We start from the raw sequence: 24,351 nt of genomic DNA on the forward strand, positions 1-24,351 counted from the left end.
TATGCGCTTCGAATGATTCGGTAATTCGTGCCTTTTCAAACGGCAACCAATTTCTATTGACCGGTACTCAATACCGTTTGTTTTTTTCGAAGCAGGTCATTTTTTCATTACGTTGGAACGCAAATCGAAAACAGGTTGTGAAAAATACATTGCAAAGGTCAGTAAATCTAAATTGAGTTTACTTTCGCAATCCTGACAATGATATTATGATGTGAATATCAAGTCGTCAAATCGTAGTTGATGACATGGTTGAATATCACGAATTTTACGGTTTAGTGTCACCGGATAAATGCCTTACGCGGGGAGCATATCGGGGGTGGGAAAAACGTCCCGGCTTTTTGCGTGGTAGCGCTTCCAAATAGAAGAATGCATAACCGGAGAGTGGGACCCGATGGATGCCGCCTCGTCGCTGACTTCCTTATTTAGCGCCTCAAATCGCCTCTACACCCTTGAAGGTCCCGACTCGCTCGCGTCGTTACAGATCGAGCGCTGGAGCGGCAGTGAAATGCTTTCAGGGATTTACCGCTGGGACGTCTATGCGCTGGGCGCTAGTCCCGCGTTGGATCTCGATGCGATGCTCGGCCAGCCTGTCACCATCAAGACGGCGTTGTCGGATGGTTCCAGCGCCTCGCGCAGCGGTCTTGTCGCTCAAGCCGGATGTGTCGGCTACGACGGCAGTATCGCTCGCTATCATCTGCAACTGGTGCCCTGGCTGGAGGCGCTCGCGCACGGCCGTGATCAACGCACCTTCGTGAACCGGACGGTGGCGCAGGTGCTCGACACGGTATTTGCCGACTACCGCGAGACAGCCCGCTGGCGCCTCACGCCCGACGCCAATCAACGCGTCGAAGCGCTCGGTCCCTGCGAATATCGCGTGCAATATCGAACGCACACGCATCTGGACTTCGTCCGTCATGTGCTGGCTGAAGCCGGCCTGGGTTTCTGTTTTGTCGAAGACGCTGACGCGCCCGCTGGTCATACGCTGCTCGTTTTCGACGACAGCGCGCAACTCGAGGAGGACGACACTTCGGCGCGTCTTGGCGGCCTGCCGTTACGGCTGAACGGCACGGCAGGCGCGCAGAGTGACGTAATCCTCGGCATGGGACAGCTCGTTTCGTTGATGGCCGACCGGATCACGCTGATCAGCAGCGACTATCGCAGCCACCAGTCGACAACGGCTTCGGCGAGCCTCGGAAGCGCTGCCGGTTCCCTCGAACTCTACGACGATGTCGGTCCCGAGGCGTTCGGCACGTTTCGTGCCGCCGAAGAGACGGCGCGCCGTCAGGCGGACGCGATGGTGTCGAGCGCGCATCGCTGGATTGGCAGCAGCACGTTGCATACGGCGAGGGTCGGGCGGGCACTGCGGATTGCCAACGCACCGTGGCGCGCGATGAGCGGCGCGCAGCGGGCGCCCGACAGCTTCCTCGTGACGGAACTCACGCATATCGGCATTAACAATCTGCCCAGCACGGTCATGCAGGCGCTGGAGCAAACACTCGGCATGCCGCCGACGGTGGCGCTGGACCCACGCGTGCTGAGAGAGGCGAAGTCGGGCGGTTACGCGAACAGTTTCAAGGCCGTGCCGCGCGAACAGGTATGGCGCCCCACGCTGGACGACGGTACAGGGCAGCGTCTGAATCCCGTGCCGACGGTGCCCGGCGCGCAGACTGCCATCGTGGTCGGGGCGCAGGGAAAATCGCAAGCCGACGCACAAGGACCCGTTCACACCGACGCACTGGGGCGGTTGAGATTGCGCTATCACTGGCAGGCGGAAAGCGATACGGGCACCTTTGCGACGCGTGCCATGCAGCGCCTCGCCAGCGATGGTCATGGCATGCAGCAGACGCAGCGCATCGGACAGGAAGTGCTGGTGCAGTTCATGAACGGACTGGTCCATCGGCCGGTCATCCTCGGCGGCCTCTTCAACGGTCGCGGCGAGGGGGGCGAGTCACCTACGCCGGGTGGCGAGGCGGGTCGACAAATCGACGAATCGGTCTATGCGCAAGCTGCCGATCATGCGGCGAGCGCCCAAGGCAATCAGGCCGGCGGTTACAGCCCGATGTGGCATGGCGCTGGCTCGGGTGGACAACGGCACAACCATGCCGGCGCACTGTCCGGCTTCAAGAGCCAGGGTTTCGAAGGCGACGGGTACAACCAGCTGGTCATGGATGACAGCGACGGCATGGGCCGCTTGCAGATGGCGACCACGCATGCTGCCACCCAGCTCAATCTCGGTCATCTACGGCATCAAGCGGACAACTATCTCGGTAGTTTTCGTGGTCAAGGTGTCGAGATGCGATCGGATGCATATGGAGCCGTGCGCGCGAGCCGCGGCGTGCTCATATCGAGCTATGCGCCAGTGCAAGGGCAAGCCGTCGGCGATGTCTCCGCGCTGAAATCGTTGCTCGCGCAACAGGTCATGCTGGCGCGCACATTCGATCAGGCCGCCGCCACACACCAAACCTTGCCGCTGGCTGCGCAACGCGGTGTGCGCAATGCGGCCCAGTCGGCGCTCGACAGCAAGGCCGCGCCGCTCGCCTCGCTGTCGCAGAGTCTCGCGACCACGGTGAGTGCCGAGGGATTCGATCAGGCCGCCGCAGACGCATCGGCCCGCGCAACCGACAAGGCGTTGCCGCATACCGGCGACGCCCTGCTTGGGATCGCCGCGCAAGGCGGCCAGGGCCTGCTGGCGGGACAGGCGCTGCAATGGGCCGCAGGCGAGACTTTGACCGTCGGCAGCGGCGCCGATACGAATCTCGCGGTCAGCCAGACGTTGCGCGTGCATAGCGGTCAGGGCATCAGTTGGCTGGCGGGCGCGATCGGCACTGGCGGCGCGAGTTCAGCGGGAGCTGGCCTTAGCCTGATCGCCGGCAAGGACAACCTCGATCTGCAGGCGCAACACGGCACGCTGGCCTTGCGCGCCAAGGATGACCTGTCGGTGGCGTCGCTCAAAAGCGATCTGGAAATTGGCGCGGGAAAGGGTTTGCGTCTCGCGGTGAGCGGCGGCGCGGCACTGCTGATCGAAGACGGCAATGTGACGTTCGAATGCCCGGGCAATCTCACGGTCCACGCAGCCGCGCATCAATTCGAGGGACCAACGGATCTCGACAAGGCGCGTGGCGCGTGGGGTGATCAGGGCTTATACAACGAATATTACTGGCTGCGCGATACGCAGACAGGCAGCGCCGTGAAGAATCTGCCTTATCGTCTGGTCGGCGAGAGTGGTGACAAGATCGAAGCGCTTACAAGTGCCGCGGACGGCCGCACGGCGACTTATTCGACCAAGGCCGCGACCAAGCCGATTCGGGTGGAATACGCCGGCAACGAGGATATCGATCATGGCTGGAGCTGAAGTCATCTCCGCCCCGAAGCTGCTGGCCCAGACCGACAGCACGCCGATGGCGCAACAGGATGGGCACGCGATCACTGTTCCCATGGTCAAGCTGGCTCGCTACACGGTCAATATCCGTTCGTTTCATCCGAACAAGCACTTCGAGCCGCTCGGGTTCCGGTTCCACGGTGATACGCGCGGCTTTTCTCTCGGGGAGAGTTTCCATCCGAGCTATCCGTCGCAGCCGACTGGCAGCGTCACGTCGCGCGTGTGGCAGCTCTACAAGTGTGATCTCGCGGCCGCCAGCCGTCAGAAGTTTCAGGACAAACTCGACGAGTTGCAATACGCAGCCTCCAATACCTCATCGGGACCCTGGTGGGCTTCCGATGGCCCGGAACCTTATACGCAGAAAAAATATCAGCCCGCTTCGACGGTCGAAGCGAACGATTTCGCGAGCGAACATGCGGGTGAGCAGATCGCCGAAGTGACCTCATGGTATGGCGGCAAGAATTTCGCCTTCCTGGGTTCGAGGCTGGACTGGAACACGCTTCACACCACGGTGGTGCCTACGCTCGATACGCGCGGTCATCTGTGGATCAAGGTCGAGCGGGTGCGTCGCTGGATGGACATCTGCATGTTGGTCTATGGCGACGGCTTCCCGAACTGCGAGGCGTTCATCGAGGATCCGGGCGGGAACAAGATATTTCTCGGCACACACGTGCGTATCGGCACGCCGGCGACCCACCTCGCGGGCGACAACAAGCGCATCATGTTCGCCAATGTACTGCGCGTGGAGCTGACGCGCGAAGGTCTATTCGGCTCGAAGCTGTGGATATTCACACAGGTTCTGGGTGGGACGCCCGACCGGCGCGACGACTATCCTGCGACTCGCGATATCGCATTGCCGGCGGGTTCGCCCACGCGCCGTATGAGCGATCAGGATGAGTCGGGCTGGTCTGGCGTGGCGGGAGATGGACCGCCCGTCATCCTGCCGGGCATGGACGTGGTGTCATGGCCCGCCGATTCGCTCAGCAGGATTGGCGACGGCGTGAGCGGCGCATTCGGCAAGCCATTGCATATTTCCGCCTACGAGGATGTGAGCGCCGTCTGGCAGCGGCTGCGGGGCAGTTTCAAACACCCGCCTGCGACGCGCGACGCCACCGTGCAGGCGTGGAACGACTACCACCTGCATCGCAACCCTAACGAGGGGCGCGCGCCCGACAGCGAAGACCTGGACTCCAGCCTATGGAAGAAGTAGTTCCGCCTCAATCCGTGCAGCGCCGCGTCAAGCGGCGCCACCTTGTTTTGCTCGCCGTGCTGGCTTTCGCAGCAATGGCGTTTGCATTCGACCGGAGCCAACGCATGCCGCTGATTTATGTGATTCCCGAAAGCTACGTGGGGCCGGTCGTCGCGCTGTTCGATCAGCCGGACGGGGTTGAACCGCTCCATACGAAGGACGGGCTTGAAGTTCGCGTTCCCGCCAATGGCATTGTCAAGATCCGGGGCAATCCCACCTTGGGGCATTCGTCGGCTTTCCCTAAAAGCACCGTGGTGTTCGAACTGGAGAAAAGCGACGGAAGCCGCACGATTCTGCGGGAGGCCGTCAATCCGTGGCAGGACTACGACCAGAACGACAATCCGCACTGGAAAGTCGGCATTCGGGACGCGCAAGGAAATCTGCGCGTGATTGCGGTTTCCGGCAAAAAAGACGGTTTCGTGTTCGACGATTTTCCCGCCGAAGACAGAAAGCGGCCCATGATCTTCTGGCACGAATCCTGTCAGGATCGCGTATTCAGGCCGGACTGGAAGCTGTACACCTCCGGCGAGAAAACCGCCGAGGAACTGCACGTGCCGCCGTGCGGCGAATTTCACGTAGGAACCGTGGATCGCGTGCGCGAGTGGCCTGCATGGATGTTTCTGCGCGGCAAGGGCAAGCAGGTGACAGACGGCATCGTGAACCCGGTCTACACATCCATCCAACAGCTCGTGGATGAAGCTAATGCGCGAGTGACGCGCAAAAAGGCAGAAGGCATAGATTGATCGAAGCCGTATCGACGATCGGATATGCAACGCATTTCGCGTAACGCAAGAGGACGGAATGGATATCGCTGCTGCATTGAACGGCTATTCGCAGGCCACTCGCCAGATCCAGATGGATACGACGATGCCGGGAGCGTTCGTGGTCGAACGCTTCCATGGGCGCGAAGCGGTCGACGAATCCTTTCGCTTCGAAATCGACGTGTTGTCGAGTGCGCCGTTTCTCGATCTCAGTGCGCTGCCCGGCACGGCGATGCGCTTGCGTCTGGCGACTGGCGCGGGCGAGCGTTGCTGGAATGGCTACATCACATGTGCCGCGTATAGCGATAGCGACGGCGGCATCACGCGCTATCGGCTGACGATGGAATCCTGGCTTGCATTCCTGCACTTGCGGCGCAATTGCCTGTATTTCGTCGATCTGGACACCGCAGGCATCTGCGAACGCGTATTCGGCGACTATCTACAAGCGCGCCGACGCTACCAGATCACGGAGTCGCTGCACACGTTCGGTTTGCGCGGACAATACCGCGAGACCGATTTCGACTTCGTCATGCGCCAGTTGTCCGAGGCCGGACTTTCGTTTCGTATCGAACACGCGCAGGACGCCGGCGAGACGCCGTCGGGCAATCACACGGTCATCGTGTTCGACCGCAAGGCGCAGCCAGGCACAGGCAGTACGGTACCGTTCAAACTCCAGGACGTCGGCGACCCGGATGGCGTGATGACCTCGTTCACGGCGCGCCATCAACTGGTTCCGGACCGCGTGAGCGCCGCGAGCTGGAAGGCAGACAACCTGCTCGCACTGGCGGGCCGCTCGCATGCGCAAGCCGACGAGGATGCTCCGGCGTTGCCCGCGCGCGAGGTGTTCGACGCGCAGCGCGCGGGCCGCTTCGACACTACCGACGAGGCGCAGCGTTACGCGGATCAACGGCTCGATGCGTTGCGTCTGGCCAAGGCGATGTACTACGGCGGCGGTTCGTCGCGTACGCTCGAAGTCGGCAAGATTCACACACTAAGTGGATATCTGGATCGGACGACAGACTTCGTGCCGCTGTCGCTTGAGCACGAAGCGGCCAACAATCTAGGCGCCGAGATCGCCCAGTTGCTCGCGCAAAGCGAGCTCGAAAACGGGCTTTATCGCAACCGCTTTGTCGCGGTACCACCGGGCGTGCCGATCGTGCCGCCTCATCGCGATCGGCCCGTCGTGCATGGCGTACAGACTGCGATCGTGGTTGGCGAGCCGTCCAGCCGGGTGAGCAGCACGCGGGACCATCAGGTGCGCGTGCAGTTTGCGTGGATGCGCGGCGAGGCGCCGCTGACTGGTGGACTGACCGACACGGCGAGCCGTTCGAATCCACAGGGGCACGCGCCGGGCAATCATAAGTCAGGCGTGCTGGCCCGCATCGCGGAGCAATCGGCGGGGCCCAACTTCGGTCATAGCTTTACGCCGCGCGTGGGTGCGGAAGTGGTGATCGGCTTCGATGCGGGCAATGTCGACATGCCGGTCGTGCTGGGCCAGGTCTATGGCGGCCGGGCACAGCCACCCTTTGCAGCTGGTGACGGTAGCGGAGCGAATCATTCGGGGGTGCTCACCGGCCTGCAAACCCAGACGCTCGACGGGCAGACCGGTAGCCGTTGGTTGATGGACGATTCCTCGAGCCAGTTGCGTCACGAACTCAGCAACAGCGTGGCGAACAGCCGCTTTGCGCAGGGTTATCTGATCGATCAGCAAGGTACCGTGCGTGGCGCGTATCGCGGCGAAGGGTTCGAGCTTGCGACTCAAGGCTGGGGCGTCGTGCGCGCAGGCGAGGGCGTGCTGGTGTCGGGCACCGCGCGCACGTCGGCGGTCTCGACGCAAATGGATCTGGGCGAGAGCGTCGCACAGCTCAAGCAGGCGGTGAAAACCGCTCAGGGCCTGGATCGGGCGGCGCTTGGCGCGAGCGCCGGCGGACTGGCGGGCAACGATGCGCAGGCTGCCTTCCTGAAAGCAATCGATCCCACTCAGGATGGCCGGTACAGCGGCTCGGTCAACGGCCAGAGCGCGACCAAACCGGTTTCCGGCGATCCTGTCGAGCGCTTTGCTGCGCCCGCGGTTGTGTTGGAATCGCCGGAAAACGTCGTGCTGAGTACATCCAATAGCGCGGTTGCCTATGCAGAACAGCACGTGCACGTGACCGCGCAAAGCGATGCGCATCTCGCTGCCGGCGCGACCGTGGCGGGCATGTCAGGCGACGCGACGAGTCTCTATGCCGCTGCTGGCGGCATCAAGGCCATCGCGAATCAGGGCCCGGTGAGCGTCGAAGCGCATGGCTCGTCGATGCAGATTATTGCGGATCAATCGGTGCGGATCGCTTCGACTGACGAACGTGTCGAGGTGCTGGCAAACGACGCCATCGTGCTCCAGCAGGGGCCGAGCCGCATCACGCTCAAGGGCGGCGACATATTGATCGAGACGACGGGGCAGTTCGCGGTCAAGGCGGGCTCGCACGCTTTCGTCGGGCCAGGCTCGCAGTCGCCGCTGCTGCCTGCGTTGCCCGTGGCCGTACCGCTCGCGCTCTACGACGAGCAATTGCATTTCGTCAACGCGCAAGGCGCGCCGCTCTCCGGCGTGTCGTATCAACTGAAGCTGGCCGATGGCACGGCGGCTTCCGGCGTGACCGACGATGAAGGCAAGACCGAACGCGTCGCGACCCAAACGCCGGTGGCAATCGAATCAGCCGTGTTGACGCCGCCGCAGATGGCGGCCTGCTGCACGCGGATGGCGAATGCTTCGCCGGAGCAGGTGGAAGTCAAGACCGATGGTGTCCAGACGAACGATGTGAACGTAGGGAGTTCAGTGAAAACGGTGACGATCAAGGGACACGAGCGCCCATTGACGGCTGGCGAGATCGAAATGGCGAGAACGGTCTTCCAGGACAGTATCGACTACGACAAGGTGCGGGTGCATAAAGGCAGTTTTATCTGGTTCGACCTGCAAAGCAAACGTACCGCCATTACGCCCAACGGTCATATGTATTTCCGTGAGGAAGACTTTGAGGAAGATTTTTCGGCGAAGTCTGTGAAGGCGTTCAACCGGGGGTGGTTCATGCACGAGATGACACATGTCTGGCAGTATCAGCTGGGCTATACCGTGTTACTGCATGGCTTGTTTGTCTCCATTCGCGGAAAGAGCGCATACCGATATTCGATCGATATCGACAACGTATTCCACGACTACAACATGGAGCAGCAGGGCGATATCCTGTCCGACTATTATGCGATCCACGTCGCAAAGAACTATCAGATCATTTACCACGATGGTCCGGTCGGGACGCCTGGCCAACTGAAGTGGGTAATGGAGCCATTTCTACGGAATCCTAAGAATGCAGACAATCTGCCGAAATAGTCTGATCGCAGTGCTGTTGTGCTGGTTTTGCGCGTCCTGCGTGAGTGCGATGTCGCAAGGATCTATTGATCTGGATATCAGGCAGGTTGACGGAAAGCCAGCCTTCTGCCTGCCCGCAAGCGACGACACCGGTTCCAATCCGATCCAGATCAGGCGTGTTGGCGTGAGCAGGTCGACTGGCGTCACGACTCCAGCGGTGACTTACTGGAACGCGACCTTACCTGACAGTGCGCCGCCTGTTTATCTGAAGCGTGGTGAATGTCTCGTCTACGGCCAGACCGTATCGGGCGCAATTGTCGACACGCCCGCAAAGCCCTTGAATGCGAACAACTACTACGACGTCACGATCATGCATGCAGGCGAGACCGGTGCTGTTTATAGCTCGATATTCTGCGTGCTCCGCCAGGCCGACGGCTCCATCCGCATTGCCGTGCCTGGAAAGCAACACAATCCGTGCGCCTCGCTGGGCGATTGACCGCGCCGCTTTCCTGAACGAAAGCCTAAGGATTAAAACAAATGCAGACAATCTGCCGAAATAGCCTGATCGGCTTGACGTTGTGCTGGTTCTGCGCGTCTTGCGCGACTGCCATGTCGCATGGGCCCATCGATCTCGACGTCAAGGAAATCGACGGAAAGCCTGCTGTCTGCCTGCCGGCAAGCGACGATACCGGTTCCGATCCGATCCGGATCAGCCGGGTGGGCGTGAGCCGGGAAACAGGCGTTGCTTCGCCCGCGGTCGACTACTGGGACGAGGTCGTCCCTGCCAGCGCACCGGCCGTGTATCTGAAGCGTGGCGAATGTCTGGTCTACGGCCAAACCGTGCCGGGCGCAATCATCAATACGCCCGCCAAACCTCTGGACGCGAACAATTACTACACCGCAGCGATCGTTCCTGTTGGCGAGTCGGGACCCGTTTATGGCGCCATATTTTGCGTGCTGCGGCAGGCCAATGGTGCCAACCGCATTGCCGTGCCTGGAAAACAACACAATCCGTGCGCCTCGCTGGGCGATTGACCGCGCCGCTTATCAGTTCGGACGAAATCATGGCTGCCACTTTCGACACCCTCCAGAAGTTGATGCAGGGATGGTCGCAGAACAACCGCTTCCTGTGGGTGACGACACCGCTCGGCGCCAATGTCTTGGTCGCCGAAAGTTTCCACGGCTGGGAGGCAATCGATCACGGAGGCTACCGTTTCGAGCTGACGGCCTTGTCGGATAACCCGGCACTGTCGCTCGATCGTCTGGTCGGCGCAACGATTCTGGTCGAATGGCTCGCCCAGGAAGGCAGCGATATACGTCGTCCGGTTCACGGTCACATTACCGCGGCGGAGCTTGCCGGATACAACGGCGGGCTGGCGCGCTACCGTCTGCAAGTCGAGCCGTGGCTCGCGCTATTGCGTCAGCGCGTCGATCACTACAGCTTCCAGAACGCGAGCGTGATCGATATCAGCGAGCAGATTTTCGGCTATTACGCTGCCGGCGCAGTGACTCCCGCCTGGCGATGGACGCTGGATCAGGCATCGCAATACCGCAAACGCAGTTTGACGACGCAAGCGGGAGAGTCCGACTTCGACTTCCTGCATCGCCTGTGGGCCGAAGAAGGTCTGTTCTACTGGTTCGAGCATACCGGCGATACGAACGCGTCGAGCCTTGGCGCACATACGCTGGTATTGGCCGATTCGAATCGGCGCTTTACGCCAGATGAGCCGGAAATCATCGGCTATCACCAGGATAGCGACGGCGATCCCACCGGCAATATCCAGAATTTCATGACGGCGCGGCGCTGGCGTATCGGCCAGGTATCGCGCGCGTGTTGGGACCATCGCACGCTGTCTACCCGGCCGGTGCAGGTGCGCACCGACGAAGTCGCGATGGCGGGCGAGGATCGCGACGTCGCGGGGCCGTACGCGTTTCATACTTCGGCGCTCGGCGAGCGCCGCGCGTGGCAGCAACTCGACGCCCAGCGCGTTGCCGTGCAGCGCAGCGAGGGGCGGAGTACGCGTCTGACGCTGCGTGCGGGCCTGCGTTTCGCCATGCGCGATCATCCTGTGCTGAAGGTGTCGGAAGCATTTGTCTGTCTGCGCGTGCAGCATGACGTGCGCGCCAACGTGGACGCCGACGTGCAGGCCGCGATCTTGCAGACCGTCGGCCCGATCCCGCAGCCGACCGACCTCGAAACAAACGAATATGGTTTCGCCAACGCCCTGCATGCCGCGCCGGGCAGCGCAGCTCAGCATACGGCGCCGGTTGCCGGCAACGACGCCGTGTATCGCAATGCGTTTCTAGCGCTGCCGGTCGATCAGAACTACCGGCCGTTGCTCGAGAACGGCCATGGCGCCCGCTCGCATGCGACGGCTGCGGTTCAGGGGGCGCAGAGCACGATTGTCGTCGGCGCGGGGGATCCGCTTCATACCGACCGCGATCATCGTGTGCGCATCCAGCACCATGCGCAGCGTGGGCAGAACGCCGCAAGCCGCGAGGAGCATCCCCACGCAGCCAACGCGCCAGCCGACAGCAACGCGGGCACGTGGACGCGCGTCATGACTCCGGTAGGCGGCGATAATTGGGGCGGTGTGAGTCCGCCGCGCGTCGGTCAGGAGGTCTGGACCGAATGGCTGGAAGGCCAGCCGGACCGTCCGGTCGTGGTGGGTTCGCTCTACAACGGTCAGGGCAATGCCGATGCCCAGCACAATGCCCAGACCGGCGGCCCAGCTAACAGCACGGGCAATGCGATCGCCTGGTTTGAGGGCAACGACCACGCTGCTGCGCTCACCGGCATCAAGACGCAGGACCTGGGCCTGAGCCAACAGGGCACCGGCGGCTATCGGCAGTTGCTCGTCGACGATAGCGCGGGCGAGGCCAGCGCGCGTCTTTATACGACCGATCACAGCAGCGGGCTGACGCTTGGTCATATCAAGCAGATCGAGGACAACGTACGTCAGGCCGACCGGGGCTACGGCGTGGAGCTGGCGACCAACGCGTCGGCTGCGCTGCGCGGCGGCTCAGGCATGCTGATCAGTGCGGCGCACGGCGTGAGCCAGATGGATGCGAGTGCCGCAAACCAGGTGCTGACACAGAACCGTCAGCTACTCGACGGTCTCGCGGACGCGGCGCGCAAGCAGGGAGCGGAGCCTGTAGCGGCTGCAGCAAGCTCGGGCACGGACGCGGATGGGGCGGGCGGCGCTTCATCGGCACAACTGGCCGCGATCGTCGGTTTGCAGAAGAGCGAAACGGACTTGAGCGCGCAACGTGACGGCCGTGCGTCTGCGGAGAGCGGCGGCGGTGGTAGTGCGACCGCGTGGACCCGTCCGCACGTCGTTGCGCACGGGGCGGACGGCATCGCGGCGGTGACGCCAAAGAGCCAGGTCTGGGTGTCGGGCAAAGAGACCGTGTTGAGCGCGGGCCTCGATCTCCAGTGGACCGTCAAAGGCAAGACGAGCATGACGTCGGCGCATGGCATTGCGCTTTATACGCAGGGCGCGGCAGCGAGCGAGCGTCCCGTCTCCGGGCAAGGCATTGCGCTACACGCCGCAACCGGTCCGGTGAGCTTGCAGGCGCAGAACGCCGGCGCGCTCGGTGTCGCCGCGCAACGCACGCTTACGCTGTCGAGCAGCCAGAGCGCCGCGAATCTGCAAGCGCCGAAGCGCGTGCTACTGAATGCCGCGAAGGCCTATCTGAAGATGGAGGGCGGCAATATCGAAGTCGGTGCGCCGGGAAAAGTGGAGTTCAAATCGGCGCGGCGCGAATTGACCGGACCACAAGGCGCGAGCATCCAGTCTTCGCTGGCAGGCAACAGTGCGAAGGATTGCCAACTGAAATTGTCGGCGGCTAGCGCGAGCCATGACAGTATCGTCATGCTGCCGGTGGTCTGACGATGGAGCGCATCGACATCGCCGCGCTCGAGCTCGATACACGCCATTTCCTGCTGCTCGATCCATTGCAGATCGACAGCGAGGCAGCGCTATCCTGGCAAAACCTACCATTGCGCGCGTTGGCTCCGCCCGGCTTCGAGGCACAAGCGCAACAACTACCGTGGCTGCTCGCCTGGCAGGATCTGGACGCAGAACAACGCGCGTTGGCGATGTGTCTGCTGACTGACCCAGACGAGATCAGCGCCGCGCCCATGTGCGTTGCCTTGTTGCGGGCAAGCGGCGAGGCCGCGTTTGTGCGTCGCCATTTGCGCCAATTGCTGGTGCCGCATTTCCCGGGCGGCGGCCGCGGTGTCTTTCGCTTCTACGATCCGGTTGTGTTCGTGCATCTGGGCTGGATGCTTGACGACAACGAACGCACGGTGCTCTTCGGTCCGATTTCCAGCTGGAGTTTCCCGTGGCATGGCGAGTGGTTCGAGCAGACCACGCCGTCGCCCGGATCCCGCCATGTGCTGTTCGCACCCGGCGCAGCGGCGTGGCAGCGGATCGGACGCATCGGCGCGCTTTATGCCGTGCTCGAAACCGATTCTTCATGGCGCGCAGAACCCATGCGCTATGGCCCACAGGTCGAAGCGTGGCTGATCAAGGCGCAAACGCACGGTCTCGACGAGCGCGACGATGTCGTCGCGTTTGCCCGGCACGGGCTGCTGAAACACGCTCGCTTCGATACACATCCGAAGGTGATGGACACACTGCAGCAATGCGCGGGGCACCCCACGCGTTATCGGCGTCTCACGTCGCTCTGGAGCGATGCTGACTGGCAGACCATCGCGCAGGAACTCAACCGATCCATGGACGCACAGCAGGCATCGCCCGGCAACACCGACTATTGGAAGCAAGGAGCCAACTGATGGCGACCCCGTGTCCCTTCTGCGAGAAAAAAGGCTTGCCGATCCTACCGATACGTTACGGCATCGCTCCGACAAAGACGTTTGGGGACTATCAGGTCACGCATGAGCCGCCCGACGCGACCCGGTTGCTGGGCGCGGCCGAAGTGCCGTTGAATGTCCCCGACACGGTTTACACCGGGCGGGTTCTGCGCGCCGGATACCTGTATGTGTTTTACGAGAGCCATCAACATTGGGAGGCCTACGCGGTCGACGCCACGGGCTGCCTGTCGATTTTGCCGCTCGTCGACGACACGCCGCCGGGCGGCAACCGTTTTCATGAAGACTGCAAGCGTAACGCCAGCAAACTCGCGAATGCGTCGGTCGTCACCATCCAGGATCCGGCGACGGCGGGCAAGGTCTGGTTCGGCTTCTCCGATGCGTGGTGGACCAAGGCCATTCGCGACCGCAATGCAGGATTGTCCGCGAAGGAGCGGGCGAAATTCATGCGCGTGATCGATATCGAGGCCTGGTACAGCCAGGGAAAGCCGGGCGCGCCGATGCCTGAGCACGCATTCCAGATCTATCAGGTGGACATGATCGTCGCGGAATACGCGATGTCGCTGGTGGACGAGGTTAGCGCACTGGGCTGGAGTCCCTTCTTTTTCAAGGACATCATCTCGGCGGCAAATCTGAAAACGCAGTGCGACGCGCTGGCGCCTGCGAAAGGACTGGTGCTGGCCTTGCAGGATCCAGCGGGTCTCGCGCAGGAAATACCGCCGTATATAAATGCGCGCTGGGCGGACTTCTCGAAGCCGTGGCAGAGGCAAATCGATCTGGACAGCAATCTGACCAACTTGCAGATCGCCGTAGAGCGCCAGGCCGAGACGAATCTGTATGACGATCGGGCAAAGCAATCGCGCGATAACTACCGGCAACTGCTCAATAGCGGCGGCTCCGCATACATGCTTGAAAGCTACCGGAAGCAGATGCAGCCGCTGCTCGACAATGCGCAACGCGTCACGCTTACCGCCGAAGAGCTCGAACATGCGCGAAACGATGCCTGGGGCAAATACGACAAATTGATCGACCCAGGCAAGCGCAACGGATATTTAACTGGCTATACGAGGGAGGCCGACGCCTATGACAAGAAGTTCATGCGTCCCCTGGCGGAGGCTCACGCCGGCTGGATGCAAAGCGCTGGCTTGAGCAACGTATTCGAGTATCACTTCGATGCCAACGACATTAATACGGGAGTCGGATTTACCGCTTTGTTCGGTGCGTGCGTGTTGGGGACGGGCAGTTACGCGCCGTGTCTGACGCTTTACGACAGGTGGCTGCGCGACGGCATTTCGGCACATAACCTCCTATGGAGATCGAGTTTCTTCAATTCCCCCGACCTGAAATCTCTCGCAGCGCAAGTGAGCGGCGGCTCAACAAAGAGCGAGGGAAAAGACGATGGCCCAGCAAACGATCTGCCGAATCCGGGCAAGTGGGCAAAGCTGTTTTCGCTCTACAAGAGCGTGATCAGCAAACTCAAGCTTGCCGGCGAAAATGCCTTCAAAACGATCGACAGCAAAAGCGCAATGCCGGAAATTCTCATGGAGTTGGGGCCGAGCATGGTGCGCGTGATCCGGGATCGCGGGCAGGCCGGCGACGATCTGCAGGTTTTGCTGGGCATGCATGCAGGTATGCCGGTGCAGCGCTTGCAGGTAGTCGGGACACGGTATGACGTGTATCGCGCGATGTATGACGCTTTGGAATCGCTCCAGCCAGCTGCGGGCGGACTGGACAAGGCCGACCGAGCTGTCGCGGCACAGGCGCGTATGGCCATTCTCGAAGCCGAGGCAAAGAAGGCGGGAATCAGTCTGGATGAGAAGGTGCGATCATGGAGTCTGCTGCTGGATTCCAGTAAAGCGGATCCTGATGCGCTATATCGCCTGAGCTCCGATACGCAAGGCGGGATTGCCGCGAGCCGGATATTGTCATTGGGGAAAACAACAGGACCGCAAGTCGTCACCACGATTCCGGTGGAGAGCTATATGGGACGCGTGATGCAATATGCGCGATCGCCCGGCATGCTTTCATCGGTGTCGCTGGTGTTTTCGACGCTGGGTTGGGCGAACGCGCAGGATGCGGAAATCAAGGCGCTTAAAAGCGAGGCGGGCCGGGTGGCCTGGGCGTTTCGCGCCGCGACGACCGGGTTGATTGGCGCGGCGCTGGATCTGGCCAGTACAGGCATCAAATCGGCTGGCGTCAGAAAGTTGCCGTTGCTCGGGCCAATCGCCAAGGCGCTGGGCGGCGCTTCTCTGCGTTATATAAAGCTCGGCGGTGCGGGCGCAGGTGCGGTGGGGATGTGGATCGCGGTGGGCGCGGATGTGGTGAATGTGACTGAAGCGTGGCATCAACGTGAAGGCGGAATGTTCCTGCTTTATTTTTCACGCATGTCGGGAGAAGCATATCTGGCTTTTGGCCTCACTCGCACACTGTTTATCGCGATTGTAAGCGGGGCGGAGGTCGAGGCATTGGGGCCACCCGCATGGATCGTTACAGCGATAGTTCTGATATTGAGTGTGGTGATCGATATTTTTAAAGATCCACCTACCTTGACATGGACCCGGAATTGTCTTTGGGGGCCTGACAATAGCTACCAGGACGGAAGTGAAGAACAGCGGGACTTTGAAAAAGCCATGCCGAGGTAACGAAGATGAGTGACGATTCGTCGATCAAGACATACTGGGGGCAGTTGTTCAACAAGCGCTATTGGCGCGAAGTGGAATTTGGTTTGCCGCCTAAGGATCCATGGACGCCGACTTCCGAAATGCTCGCGTATCAGTTCAATACTGAAATACCAGCGAAAATTGCCGGAGAACCATCGTCGCAAAACATGGCTGTATTGCAGAACGCGGCTTACCTGGAAGTGGCAGACGGTCGCTATGCACGTCGCGGATTTGGTGGAATGATGTTTTCGTTCCTCTTGATTCCGCTTTTATTTGCAGATGGGTTGGCATTGCTGGCTGTTTTGAGCAACAGATTTAATTCCGTAATTTTCTCGCTGTTTATGATCGTGTTTCTTGTCGTTATCAGCATTCCATTGCTGTTTATGATTGGCTATCAATGGAAACAGGAAATGTGGGGTTACACCTATAAGCCAATCAGACTGGTCAGATCCACACGCAAAGTTTATGTTTTCCAACACAACGGCCCAGGTGGCGTATGGTCGCTGGACTGGGACAAGCTGGTTTTCTGTGTGAAAAAAGGCGGCTTGTTATGGGGCATACTGGGTTATCTTCCTGACGCGAACGGACAGGTCACACACGCATTTTATCTAGGCGCACACCTACCAGCCGGGTCGAATGGCGTCGGACCGGATGAGCCTGTGCTCGCACATTGGGAATACTTCCGCCGATACATGGAAGAGGGATCAGCAAGCGTGCCGACACCGGAAATGCTTCTCCCGATCAATCATCGCCGGGAGCCATTCCTTTACGGGGTTCAGCGTTTGTGGGGGATGTTCGGGCCTTTGTCTGTCGTGTTTCTGCCGGTCACCACACTGGCGGGCGTGTTCCGCTGGATCGCAATGCGATTGAGCCGTCTGCCAAGCTGGCCCGCCGAAGTCGAAGCCGAATGCTGCGTAGCACCCGACGATGCCATGCCACAACCGGTTCCGACGCGAGCAGCAGCGACCAATGGTGCTTACGTCGGTATGTGCACCGTCCTGATACTGGCGCTGGACATAGTATTGCTGTGGTGGTTGCTTACGCGCGTGTTTGGCATCGAACGCCTATTCACGGGTGGTTAAACATTTGAGCGAGGCGATTGCCCACGATCGTGATGAGCGAAAACACGGGGCATTTACCATGCGATAACCCGCCTGCGCCCGCCATGCGACCGAACCTCCGGCATTGACTGAATCTGGGGAGCGCTAACGGTGTAGGTCGCGGCCACCCCGCCAATTATCGACATCAACTGGCCCATGCTGACGGCATCGGTAGAATTGACGCCGTCAGCTACGTTGGTAATGCGTCGCGTTTGAGACGCCGAGCCGACGGAAAACATAGACCGCTGGCCACCGTTGTTGCTGTTTGCGCCAATCGCAACGGACTTGATCCCGGGAACGCTCGCGCCTGTCCCAATCGCCAGACCGGAGCCTTGTGAGTTCGCACCCTGACCGATCGCGATGCCTGCGCCACCCGTGTAAGCGCCCTGGCCAATGATGGCGACGGTGCTTCGCCGACGTGCTCCTCAAGATGGATCTCCGAAGCCGTGGCCGCTATCCCCGAAAGCAGCTAACCCGTTGCGCAGTTGCATGGCGCCGACATTGATTCATGTCAGTTTCTTTCTGCCGCGACGAGTGTGTTTTAATCATCGGTGCTGCCACGTTCACTCACGGAGTACCTTTCTCTTGAGTTGCGCGATCGGGGTAACGCACTCATCGAGGAAACCCGAGGGCTGAACAATGTTTTCGCTGGTCATTCGATAAAAGCCGCGACCGCCATCCTCTGGTTCGATGTTTCGCTCCTGGATCTGAAGGAGCGCGTACTGAAGTGGACCGAGCAGGTCATGGTCCAAGTCCTCTACCGGGTGCGTCATCGCATCGCCAAAGATCCATTCCGGACGTACCTCGAACTTTCTAAAAGGCTCCTTGCGCCAATGGATCAGGGCGTCGCGCATGGGCTGACAGGCTGTATCAGCTTGCTTGGGACAGAGCAATTGACTGCATGGCCTATATGCTGATCAACGGTTGCGTTCTCCAACCGGGACAAGTTCGGCTACGCCATGGTTCCGACCCAACCCATAGATCCATCATTGAGTCCAAACCAACGGTTCCGCAGAACGCATTGCGATGACGCAGACGACGCGATTGCGATCGAGCAGGGGCTTCAGCTTATTCAGGAAGGCCTGCATGTGAGGGGCGGAGCATTCATTCAATCCGTCGCAAAGCAGCAATATCCTGTCCGGAGCGCTTCTGTGAAGTGGTAATTTTTAATTCTTCGAGTTGTTATGTTTCTTTATCATGCCTATTCTCGCTCAGCGAACAACTTGCCTTTGTCAATTCATCGGTCGTAACGCAAGGAACGGTCGTTAAGTTGGATTACGGGGAGCGTCATCCTCAGATTTCATTTGTGACGAAAGCGGGCGAGCGCGTGGCGTTTCCGGGGAGCTTTGTGTCGGCGAAAGTCGGGGACAATGTTCGCGTTCGCTATAACCAGAATAATCCGCTGGTGTCGGCAGAAATCGACTCTTTTTATATCTTGTGGATAGAAATTATTATTTCCGCTGTATTTGCAATCGCCTTTCTTTGCGCGGGACTGACGGGTCAAGAATTCCGATCGAGGTATGAATAAGCCATGATTTTTCTATCGCAAAACTCACTGTACCAAGTTAATCTCTGCTCCGTATGACGCAAAAAACTGATCCAACACACGCGCGACAGTTTCAGTGCGATATTGCGTAGCGCGCTTTCCTCGACGATTTGCAGAGTGCGCAGGGAACAATTGACATCTCATCTGGCTAATAATGTCAATGTGCCGGGTAGCGGCAATAGTGAAGACGGGCGTTGTCAATTGAAGCGTTACGCGAATACCATAATCGCGAATTCAAGCGCAGTGAGGACAACCTCGTGCGTGCTTCCAAACGGAAACTCCCCGAGGGGGCCGAACATCAACTCGGCAGACCGGCAACCCGAATGAAGACGAGTAGTGGAAAGAAGGGGTGATAAGGTGAATGAGGTCAGTGACGATGCAGCGGTGTCATTTATCGACGGGATTGTCATTGAGGAAGATTATCTGAAGCTGGTGTCCTGCCTCGACAGTGTTGATCCCTGGGAAGAAGAGTTTGCGCGTGTCTGCTATTACGACGGGCAGGACGCTGACCCGTGGCGCGCATACGATCTAGATTGGCACGTAACCAGTGCTTGCCTTTGGGTGGGTACTGAAACGCGTCCGCGCAGCTACGTCCTCCTCTCGGTCGAGGGGCAGGTTGAGATCCAGGAGGCCGGCGTCGATGGGTGCCGGAGCGAGGTCATTGGGGACGCTGGCTTGCATGTCGACTGGTCTGCCAACTTCGGATATGTCTTTGCAATCAGACAAGTTGGCGAGACGCTCTACGTTTGCGGCAGTAATCGCCAGGTTTACCGCCGGACCGCAGACGGAGTTTGGGCCCATGCCGATCAAGGTATTTTGCTGCCGGAGACTGATACCTCAATGCGATGTCTGATGGATATCGCTGGGTGCTCAGAAGACTCGATTTACGCTGTTGGCTACCAGGGGGAAATTTTTTATTTCGATGGAAATGTCTGGGCCAAAATAGATGTGCACCTTGATGAAGATTTATTCGCAATCAAGATCGTCTCGGAAAACGAAGTGTATATCGTGGGTGCAAACGGCACTCTATTGAAAGGATGTTATCGCAGCGGGTTCAAGAATCTCTCGACAATCGAGGGCAACCAGCGCTTCAGCAGCGTCGAGTTTGTCAATGGAACGCTGTTTCTGGCATCAAATCTCGGGATATTCGTGTACGACAGCGTTCAAAACAAAATCGTGCTTTACAAAACGAATCTCCCACGCGACCTTGTTGACTGTCACGTTCTAAGGGCACGCGACGGGGTTATGTGGTCAATTGGCTATAAGGATCTCGCGTGCTTCGACGGCAAGACCTGGAAACGCCTGGATCATCCCGACAACCCACCGGTGGGCCCTTGAGGACGAAGCGATGTCGCACAACGAGATTGCGGATCAGATCTTTGCGAGGATCGGATGTTGCGGCATGGCACGACTCCGCTTAGGCGAAGGCGTTGCCGGAATGACTGGGCGCGATATCTCTGCCGGGGAGCGCAGGCAAACGTGGATTCTTGATGATGGACGCGCGATAGAAGTCACGTGGAACGAAGGGTTTGGAGTGGCGGCTATCGGCGTGCGGGCCCCTGCTTACCGATGTCCGGCACCGGATACAGATCGGCGTCCGCTTAGTTGTTGAAAGTCGAATTGCCACTACGCATCGTAATCAGGAACATGATGTCGACGAAGAGCAGAAACACGGTGGTGACATGCAGGACAATTGCGGTCCAGGGGCGCTCCGCGCGGTAGGCTGCGCGCACGAAAAAGAAGTATGCGATCAGCCAAAATGGCGTGGCGACAAGTGTAAAGAAGAGCAAAAGGATGGCCATTAGGCGTATTCCTCATCCTCATCATCGATCGTCGTGAAGCATGGAATTCGTTTCTCCCAGGTTAGTGCAGAGTACGCCCGAAACCGGCTTGTTCGTCTCATTGTCGATTGCGGTGTAGTGCACACCAGTTTTTTCATTCCAGTCGCATACTCCTGGTGCTGGGCCGCCAATCTTGGCGTCGTGGATGGGATAGGCTCGCAGTGCGTACTCGGCGCTGCTGTTCGATACGCAGGCCGAGAGGGCGGTGCAGCTTGTGATCAATAGCGTGGCTCGAAGCAATCCGGTCTCCTTTGAAAAACACGAATCCTTTGAACAGTCGCGGTGATCGCGACGATCATTATAGTTTATAGAGACTTCGATTCTGTTTCGATAGACTCACCGCGGTGGCTGTCGAACGTTCGATGCGAGGCCCGATGAACAACGTCGCGATAGATGGAAATAGCGCCCCCTTGCGCGAGTTTCGATGCACGACCGAGGCTTAATCGAATTAAGGATTATCCTAATGGCCATTGTATTTTCTGATTTCTCGCGAAAACTCGACCGCCGCTCACGCAAGCAAAGATGTGTCTATGTTCCAAGTAAAATTTTGTCCAGCCCCGAGGGCTGCCATTTCCCGCGAAATTTTTCCGTCACTGTGAGAACGTTGACTGGAAATTCGCATAGCTTGCTCACATCACCATCAATCGGCTGTCTGCTTTGTTTCAACGCAATTTCAAGACGTGCAGTGCGACACAGCACTACTTGCATGGACGTTCGTCGATGAACACCATATCGCTTGCAAAAGAAAATCTCTCCAGCCTTTAACCCGCAGGCCTGAGCGGGAATTTTCGCGACCCAGCAAGACAGACACAAGTTGGCTTTGTGAACGACCGCGCACACAACTAAAGTTGTTACGTGCGACCTGAAAGTCGCGTGAGTTTATGTTTCACGCGAGAAGTGATGACTTGATGAAACCGGTTGTTCCATCAACCGTTCGCGAGCTTGCGCGTCAGGCTCCTGGAGGTTACAGGTCAGACGGTCAAGACAGCGTTTGCCAATCAGCGTTATACCGGCGAGGAGCCGGCGCAGGCCGCTCTCGATGAAGGAATCGGGCTTGAGGTAATCAAGCGGCCGGAAGTAAAAAAGTTTGTTCTGTTGCCACGTCGCTGGGTGGTCGAGCGCAGCTTCGGCTGGCTGAACCGTTTCCTCCGACTGGCCAAAGACTACGAGCGATTGCCCGAACCCCTGGCCGGCCTGCATTTCGTCGTAATCACCATACTTATGCTTGTGCACTTCGCAGCCCTCAACGAAAGTGCCTAACACGCTCTAACACTATTCACGATCGCTGATGGGATTGATCGGTTGGGCCGACCACTCCCGTCGGGGGACTGTGGGAGTATCTATGATCGAAAACCTCGTATCTCGCTGACGCGCGCGCTTGCAACGCACCATGCAGGAGTACCGCAATCGTCGAGGCGGGGACGCGATATCGGGCATCTATGATTGCCAGTCCGAGTGGCGTTTGCAACTGAATGCCATGTTTCGTGGGCAGAGGATGCCGGCCACATGCAATACCGGCACTAAGCGGCGGCCATGGTCATGTTTCCGCCCGGACGATATGACTTTCCGGGCGTGCGGCGCTCAATGACCGATAGCGGCCGAGTGAGACAAGAAGCATACTCGCCGTAATCAGCAACACTGGCGCGATTCGAAGCGGCAATTCGAAATTGCCGTAGGTGTCCACATAACGTCCCGCTGCAAGCGGCCCAAAAACGGCGCCAAATGCATAGCCGGCGAACGCAATGCCATAGTTTCGGCCAAACTTCTTCATCCCGAGATAGGCACGTACAAGGTACGAAAGCAGATCGCCCTCGGCACCGATGGCAAGGCCTGTGAGGCAGGATGCGACGAGTGCCGACTGAAGGGATGCGGCATTCAACAGGAGAAGCGTTCCGCAGGCGCCCGCAAGCAAAAATGTGGCGCCAACAAAGGGAGCATGAAAGCGGTCCATCAGAAAACCCGACAGGAGGCGACCGATCAGGAGGCCGATGCCAATAGACGATGCGCACTTCGCGGCAGCTGCACTTGACAAACCGCGATCCATCAGCAGCGCAGGCAGATGCGGATTCAGTGAGAGTGTTGCGCTCGAGGCAAGAAACGCGACCAGGAAGATCACGCCAAGCTTCATGGGAGAAAACGGCAGATCGACTGCGGGCATATCGCCATGTCGTGTAGCGTGTGTGCCCGTCAGCGACGAAGGCGCGCGCTCTTTGAGAAGCGACAGCGCGAGCATCGATCCCACAAACGACACGCCAGCCAGAACCTGATAGGCGTGCCTCCAGTGCAGCATCGAAATCAGCTGGTGAGCAGCGGCCGGCGCGGCGGCAGCGCCCGCACCGAGTCCGATCATCGCGAGGCCCGTCGCAAGGCCAAGCCGTTTGTCGAACCATTGCGGCAGGATCGCGAGATAACCGAGCACGGACGTCGCAGCGCCAAAAATGCCGATGATGACCGACAGCGCGATCCAGGTACTCCTGTCACCGGTCTGAAGCCCCATGCATACGAGTCCCAGACAATACACAATGGCCGAAACCAGAATGACGCGTCGTACTCCGAAGCGATCCATCAACACGCCGATCAGCGGACTGGCAATCGCCAGGCCAGCCATCGAAGCCGCGTATGACGCGGCCGCCTGCTCGTGCGTCCAGTGAAACTCCTGCAAAATCGCGGGTGCAAAGATCCCGGCGGTCGCATTGAATAACGGCGCATAGCCAAGCGCCATGCCGATAGCCGCGCCCATAACGATCGCGGCGAGCTGCCATTTTGAGGGCTTGTCCGCAGCCTCGCTGGCGTAGGGGTTGGGGGGGCTCGCAGTCACTGTTGTCTCCTCTCACATTTCGATCACAGCTTTGTGTTTTTTGCCTGCGGGTGCTGTGTTAGTTGAGTCCCGAGTTGTCGCCGAGATACGCACCCGCGCCCTTGAGCACCGGGCTAAGCCCAAGCAGCTTAAGCATTTGCCGCACGGTACATGCGGCGGTCGACGTAACGGGAATGCCGAGATCTCGTTGTGCCAATTGCAAAGCCGGCAGGGATGGCATTTGAACGCACGCGGAAAGCACTACGGTATCGACACCCCGTGTATTCAGGCGTTTCACATCGTCAAGCAGCCGAAGCGGATCGCGCGCGCCGACGTCCAGGTTGTCCTCGATTGAAAAGTTGATTGCATCCTGCACTTCAATGCCTTCGGCCTCGATGTAGTCGACTACGCGTCTCGTGAGTGCGTCGCTGTACGGAGCCATCAGTGAAATGCGTTTCGCACCGAAGCTCTTGAGTTCATCGACGAGTGCGCCCGCCGAGGTCATCACTTCCGGTTGCGCGGTGTTGACGTCGATTGCATCGCGCAGCGCCTGCGCGGCGGTACGATGATAGCCATGCCCCATGCACATGATCGCGACGAGGCATGCGGTGCTGAGAACGTCGACGCGGGCATCGGCGAGTTCGACGGCGCAGCGGCCCATATCGCGATTCATGCGTTCGAGTTCCTCGGCGACCACCTTATGCATGCGCACGCGGCTCGAATGAAACGTAAAGGCGTGTTCCGGGTGGTCGTTCATGTACGACGCAAACATCGCGGGAATTTCCTTTTCCATCGTGATGTTAGAGCTGGGCACGATCTGCCCGATGCGGTAATTCAT

The 24,351-nt window shown here is 59.4% G+C and carries 16 protein-coding genes and 1 pseudogene; 13 read left to right on the forward strand and 4 right to left on the reverse strand.

The window, feature by feature from the left end; translation table 11 throughout:
• Positions 1-391 precede the first annotated feature (391 nt).
• From G3N59_RS15940 to G3N59_RS15985, 10 genes are read left to right on the forward strand one after another with little or no spacing between them, the layout of a single operon-like run.
• Complete coding sequence (locus tag G3N59_RS15940) at positions 392-3,352, forward strand: type VI secretion system Vgr family protein (protein ID WP_205983576.1); 2,961 nt, start codon at positions 392-394, stop codon at positions 3,350-3,352.
• Entirely contained in the window at positions 3,339-4,589 is a 1,251-nt protein-coding gene (locus G3N59_RS15945; protein ID WP_205983577.1) for a hypothetical protein, read from the forward strand. Before G3N59_RS15940 ends, G3N59_RS15945 begins: the two co-directional genes overlap by 14 nt.
• On the forward strand, positions 4,577-5,371 hold the full coding sequence (locus G3N59_RS15950) for a hypothetical protein (RefSeq protein WP_241023479.1): 795 nt from the start codon (positions 4,577-4,579) through the stop codon (positions 5,369-5,371). The genes G3N59_RS15945 and G3N59_RS15950 overlap by 13 nt, the downstream gene beginning before the upstream one ends.
• 58 nt (positions 5,372-5,429) lie before the next feature.
• Positions 5,430-8,753 (forward strand): type VI secretion system tip protein VgrG, encoded by a 3,324-nt coding sequence (gene vgrG, locus G3N59_RS15955; RefSeq protein ID WP_205983578.1) that lies wholly within the window; start codon positions 5,430-5,432, stop codon positions 8,751-8,753.
• Positions 8,731-9,228, forward strand: coding sequence for a hypothetical protein (locus tag G3N59_RS15960; protein ID WP_241023480.1), 498 nt, complete (start codon positions 8,731-8,733; stop codon positions 9,226-9,228). Before vgrG (G3N59_RS15955) ends, G3N59_RS15960 begins: the two co-directional genes overlap by 23 nt.
• A 41-nt stretch (positions 9,229-9,269) precedes the next feature.
• Complete coding sequence (locus tag G3N59_RS15965) at positions 9,270-9,767, forward strand: hypothetical protein (protein ID WP_205983579.1); 498 nt, start codon at positions 9,270-9,272, stop codon at positions 9,765-9,767.
• A 29-nt stretch (positions 9,768-9,796) separates the two neighbouring features.
• Positions 9,797-12,625 (forward strand): type VI secretion system Vgr family protein, encoded by a 2,829-nt coding sequence (vgrG, locus tag G3N59_RS15970; protein WP_205983580.1) that lies wholly within the window; start codon positions 9,797-9,799, stop codon positions 12,623-12,625.
• A 2-nt stretch (positions 12,626-12,627) separates the two neighbouring features.
• On the forward strand, positions 12,628-13,533 hold the full coding sequence (locus G3N59_RS15975) for a DUF4123 domain-containing protein (protein WP_205983581.1): 906 nt from the start codon (positions 12,628-12,630) through the stop codon (positions 13,531-13,533).
• Entirely contained in the window at positions 13,533-16,211 is a 2,679-nt protein-coding gene (locus tag G3N59_RS15980; RefSeq protein WP_205983582.1) for a T6SS effector BTH_I2691 family protein, read from the forward strand. Before G3N59_RS15975 ends, G3N59_RS15980 begins: the two co-directional genes overlap by 1 nt.
• Before the next feature lie 5 nt (positions 16,212-16,216).
• Complete coding sequence (locus tag G3N59_RS15985) at positions 16,217-17,311, forward strand: DUF6708 domain-containing protein (protein ID WP_205983583.1); 1,095 nt, start codon at positions 16,217-16,219, stop codon at positions 17,309-17,311.
• A 581-nt stretch (positions 17,312-17,892) separates the two neighbouring features.
• Here the strand turns inward: G3N59_RS15985 and G3N59_RS16000 are convergent.
• Entirely contained in the window at positions 17,893-18,183 is a 291-nt protein-coding gene (locus tag G3N59_RS16000) for a hypothetical protein (RefSeq protein WP_205983585.1), read from the reverse strand.
• Positions 18,184-18,485: 302 nt separating this feature from the next.
• Here G3N59_RS16000 and G3N59_RS16005 point away from each other — a divergent pair, with 302 nt between their 5' ends.
• Together G3N59_RS16005 and G3N59_RS16010 are read left to right on the forward strand one after the other, a co-directional pair.
• Positions 18,486-18,857, forward strand: coding sequence for a DUF3592 domain-containing protein (locus G3N59_RS16005; RefSeq protein ID WP_346777891.1), 372 nt, complete (start codon positions 18,486-18,488; stop codon positions 18,855-18,857).
• A 375-nt stretch (positions 18,858-19,232) separates the two neighbouring features.
• A complete protein-coding gene (locus tag G3N59_RS16010) occupies positions 19,233-20,213 on the forward strand; it encodes a hypothetical protein (RefSeq protein ID WP_205983587.1) in 981 nt (326 codons plus the stop codon).
• Positions 20,214-20,476: 263 nt separating this feature from the next.
• Here G3N59_RS16010 and G3N59_RS16015 read toward each other — a convergent pair whose 3' ends face one another.
• Positions 20,477-20,677 carry a hypothetical protein gene (locus tag G3N59_RS16015; protein WP_183733451.1) on the reverse strand — a complete coding sequence of 67 codons (201 nt, stop codon included), beginning with the start codon at positions 20,675-20,677 and terminating at the stop codon, positions 20,477-20,479.
• A 1,092-nt stretch (positions 20,678-21,769) separates the two neighbouring features.
• On the opposite strand from G3N59_RS16015, the pseudogene G3N59_RS16020 reads away from it, so the two are divergent.
• Positions 21,770-21,976 (forward strand): annotated as a pseudogene (locus G3N59_RS16020) (transposase); the annotation flags it as partial.
• A gap of 277 nt (positions 21,977-22,253) precedes the next feature.
• On the opposite strand, the gene G3N59_RS16025 reads toward G3N59_RS16020, so the two are convergent.
• A complete protein-coding gene (locus tag G3N59_RS16025; protein ID WP_346777892.1) occupies positions 22,254-23,534 on the reverse strand; it encodes an MFS transporter in 1,281 nt (426 codons plus the stop codon).
• 58 nt (positions 23,535-23,592) lie between these two features.
• Positions 23,593-24,351, reverse strand: coding sequence for an aspartate/glutamate racemase family protein (locus G3N59_RS16030; protein ID WP_205983588.1), 759 nt, complete (start codon positions 24,349-24,351; stop codon positions 23,593-23,595).

Source organism: Paraburkholderia sp. Ac-20340, from assembly GCF_017104965.1.
In the GTDB taxonomy this organism is placed as follows: Bacteria; Pseudomonadota; Gammaproteobacteria; order Burkholderiales; family Burkholderiaceae; genus Paraburkholderia.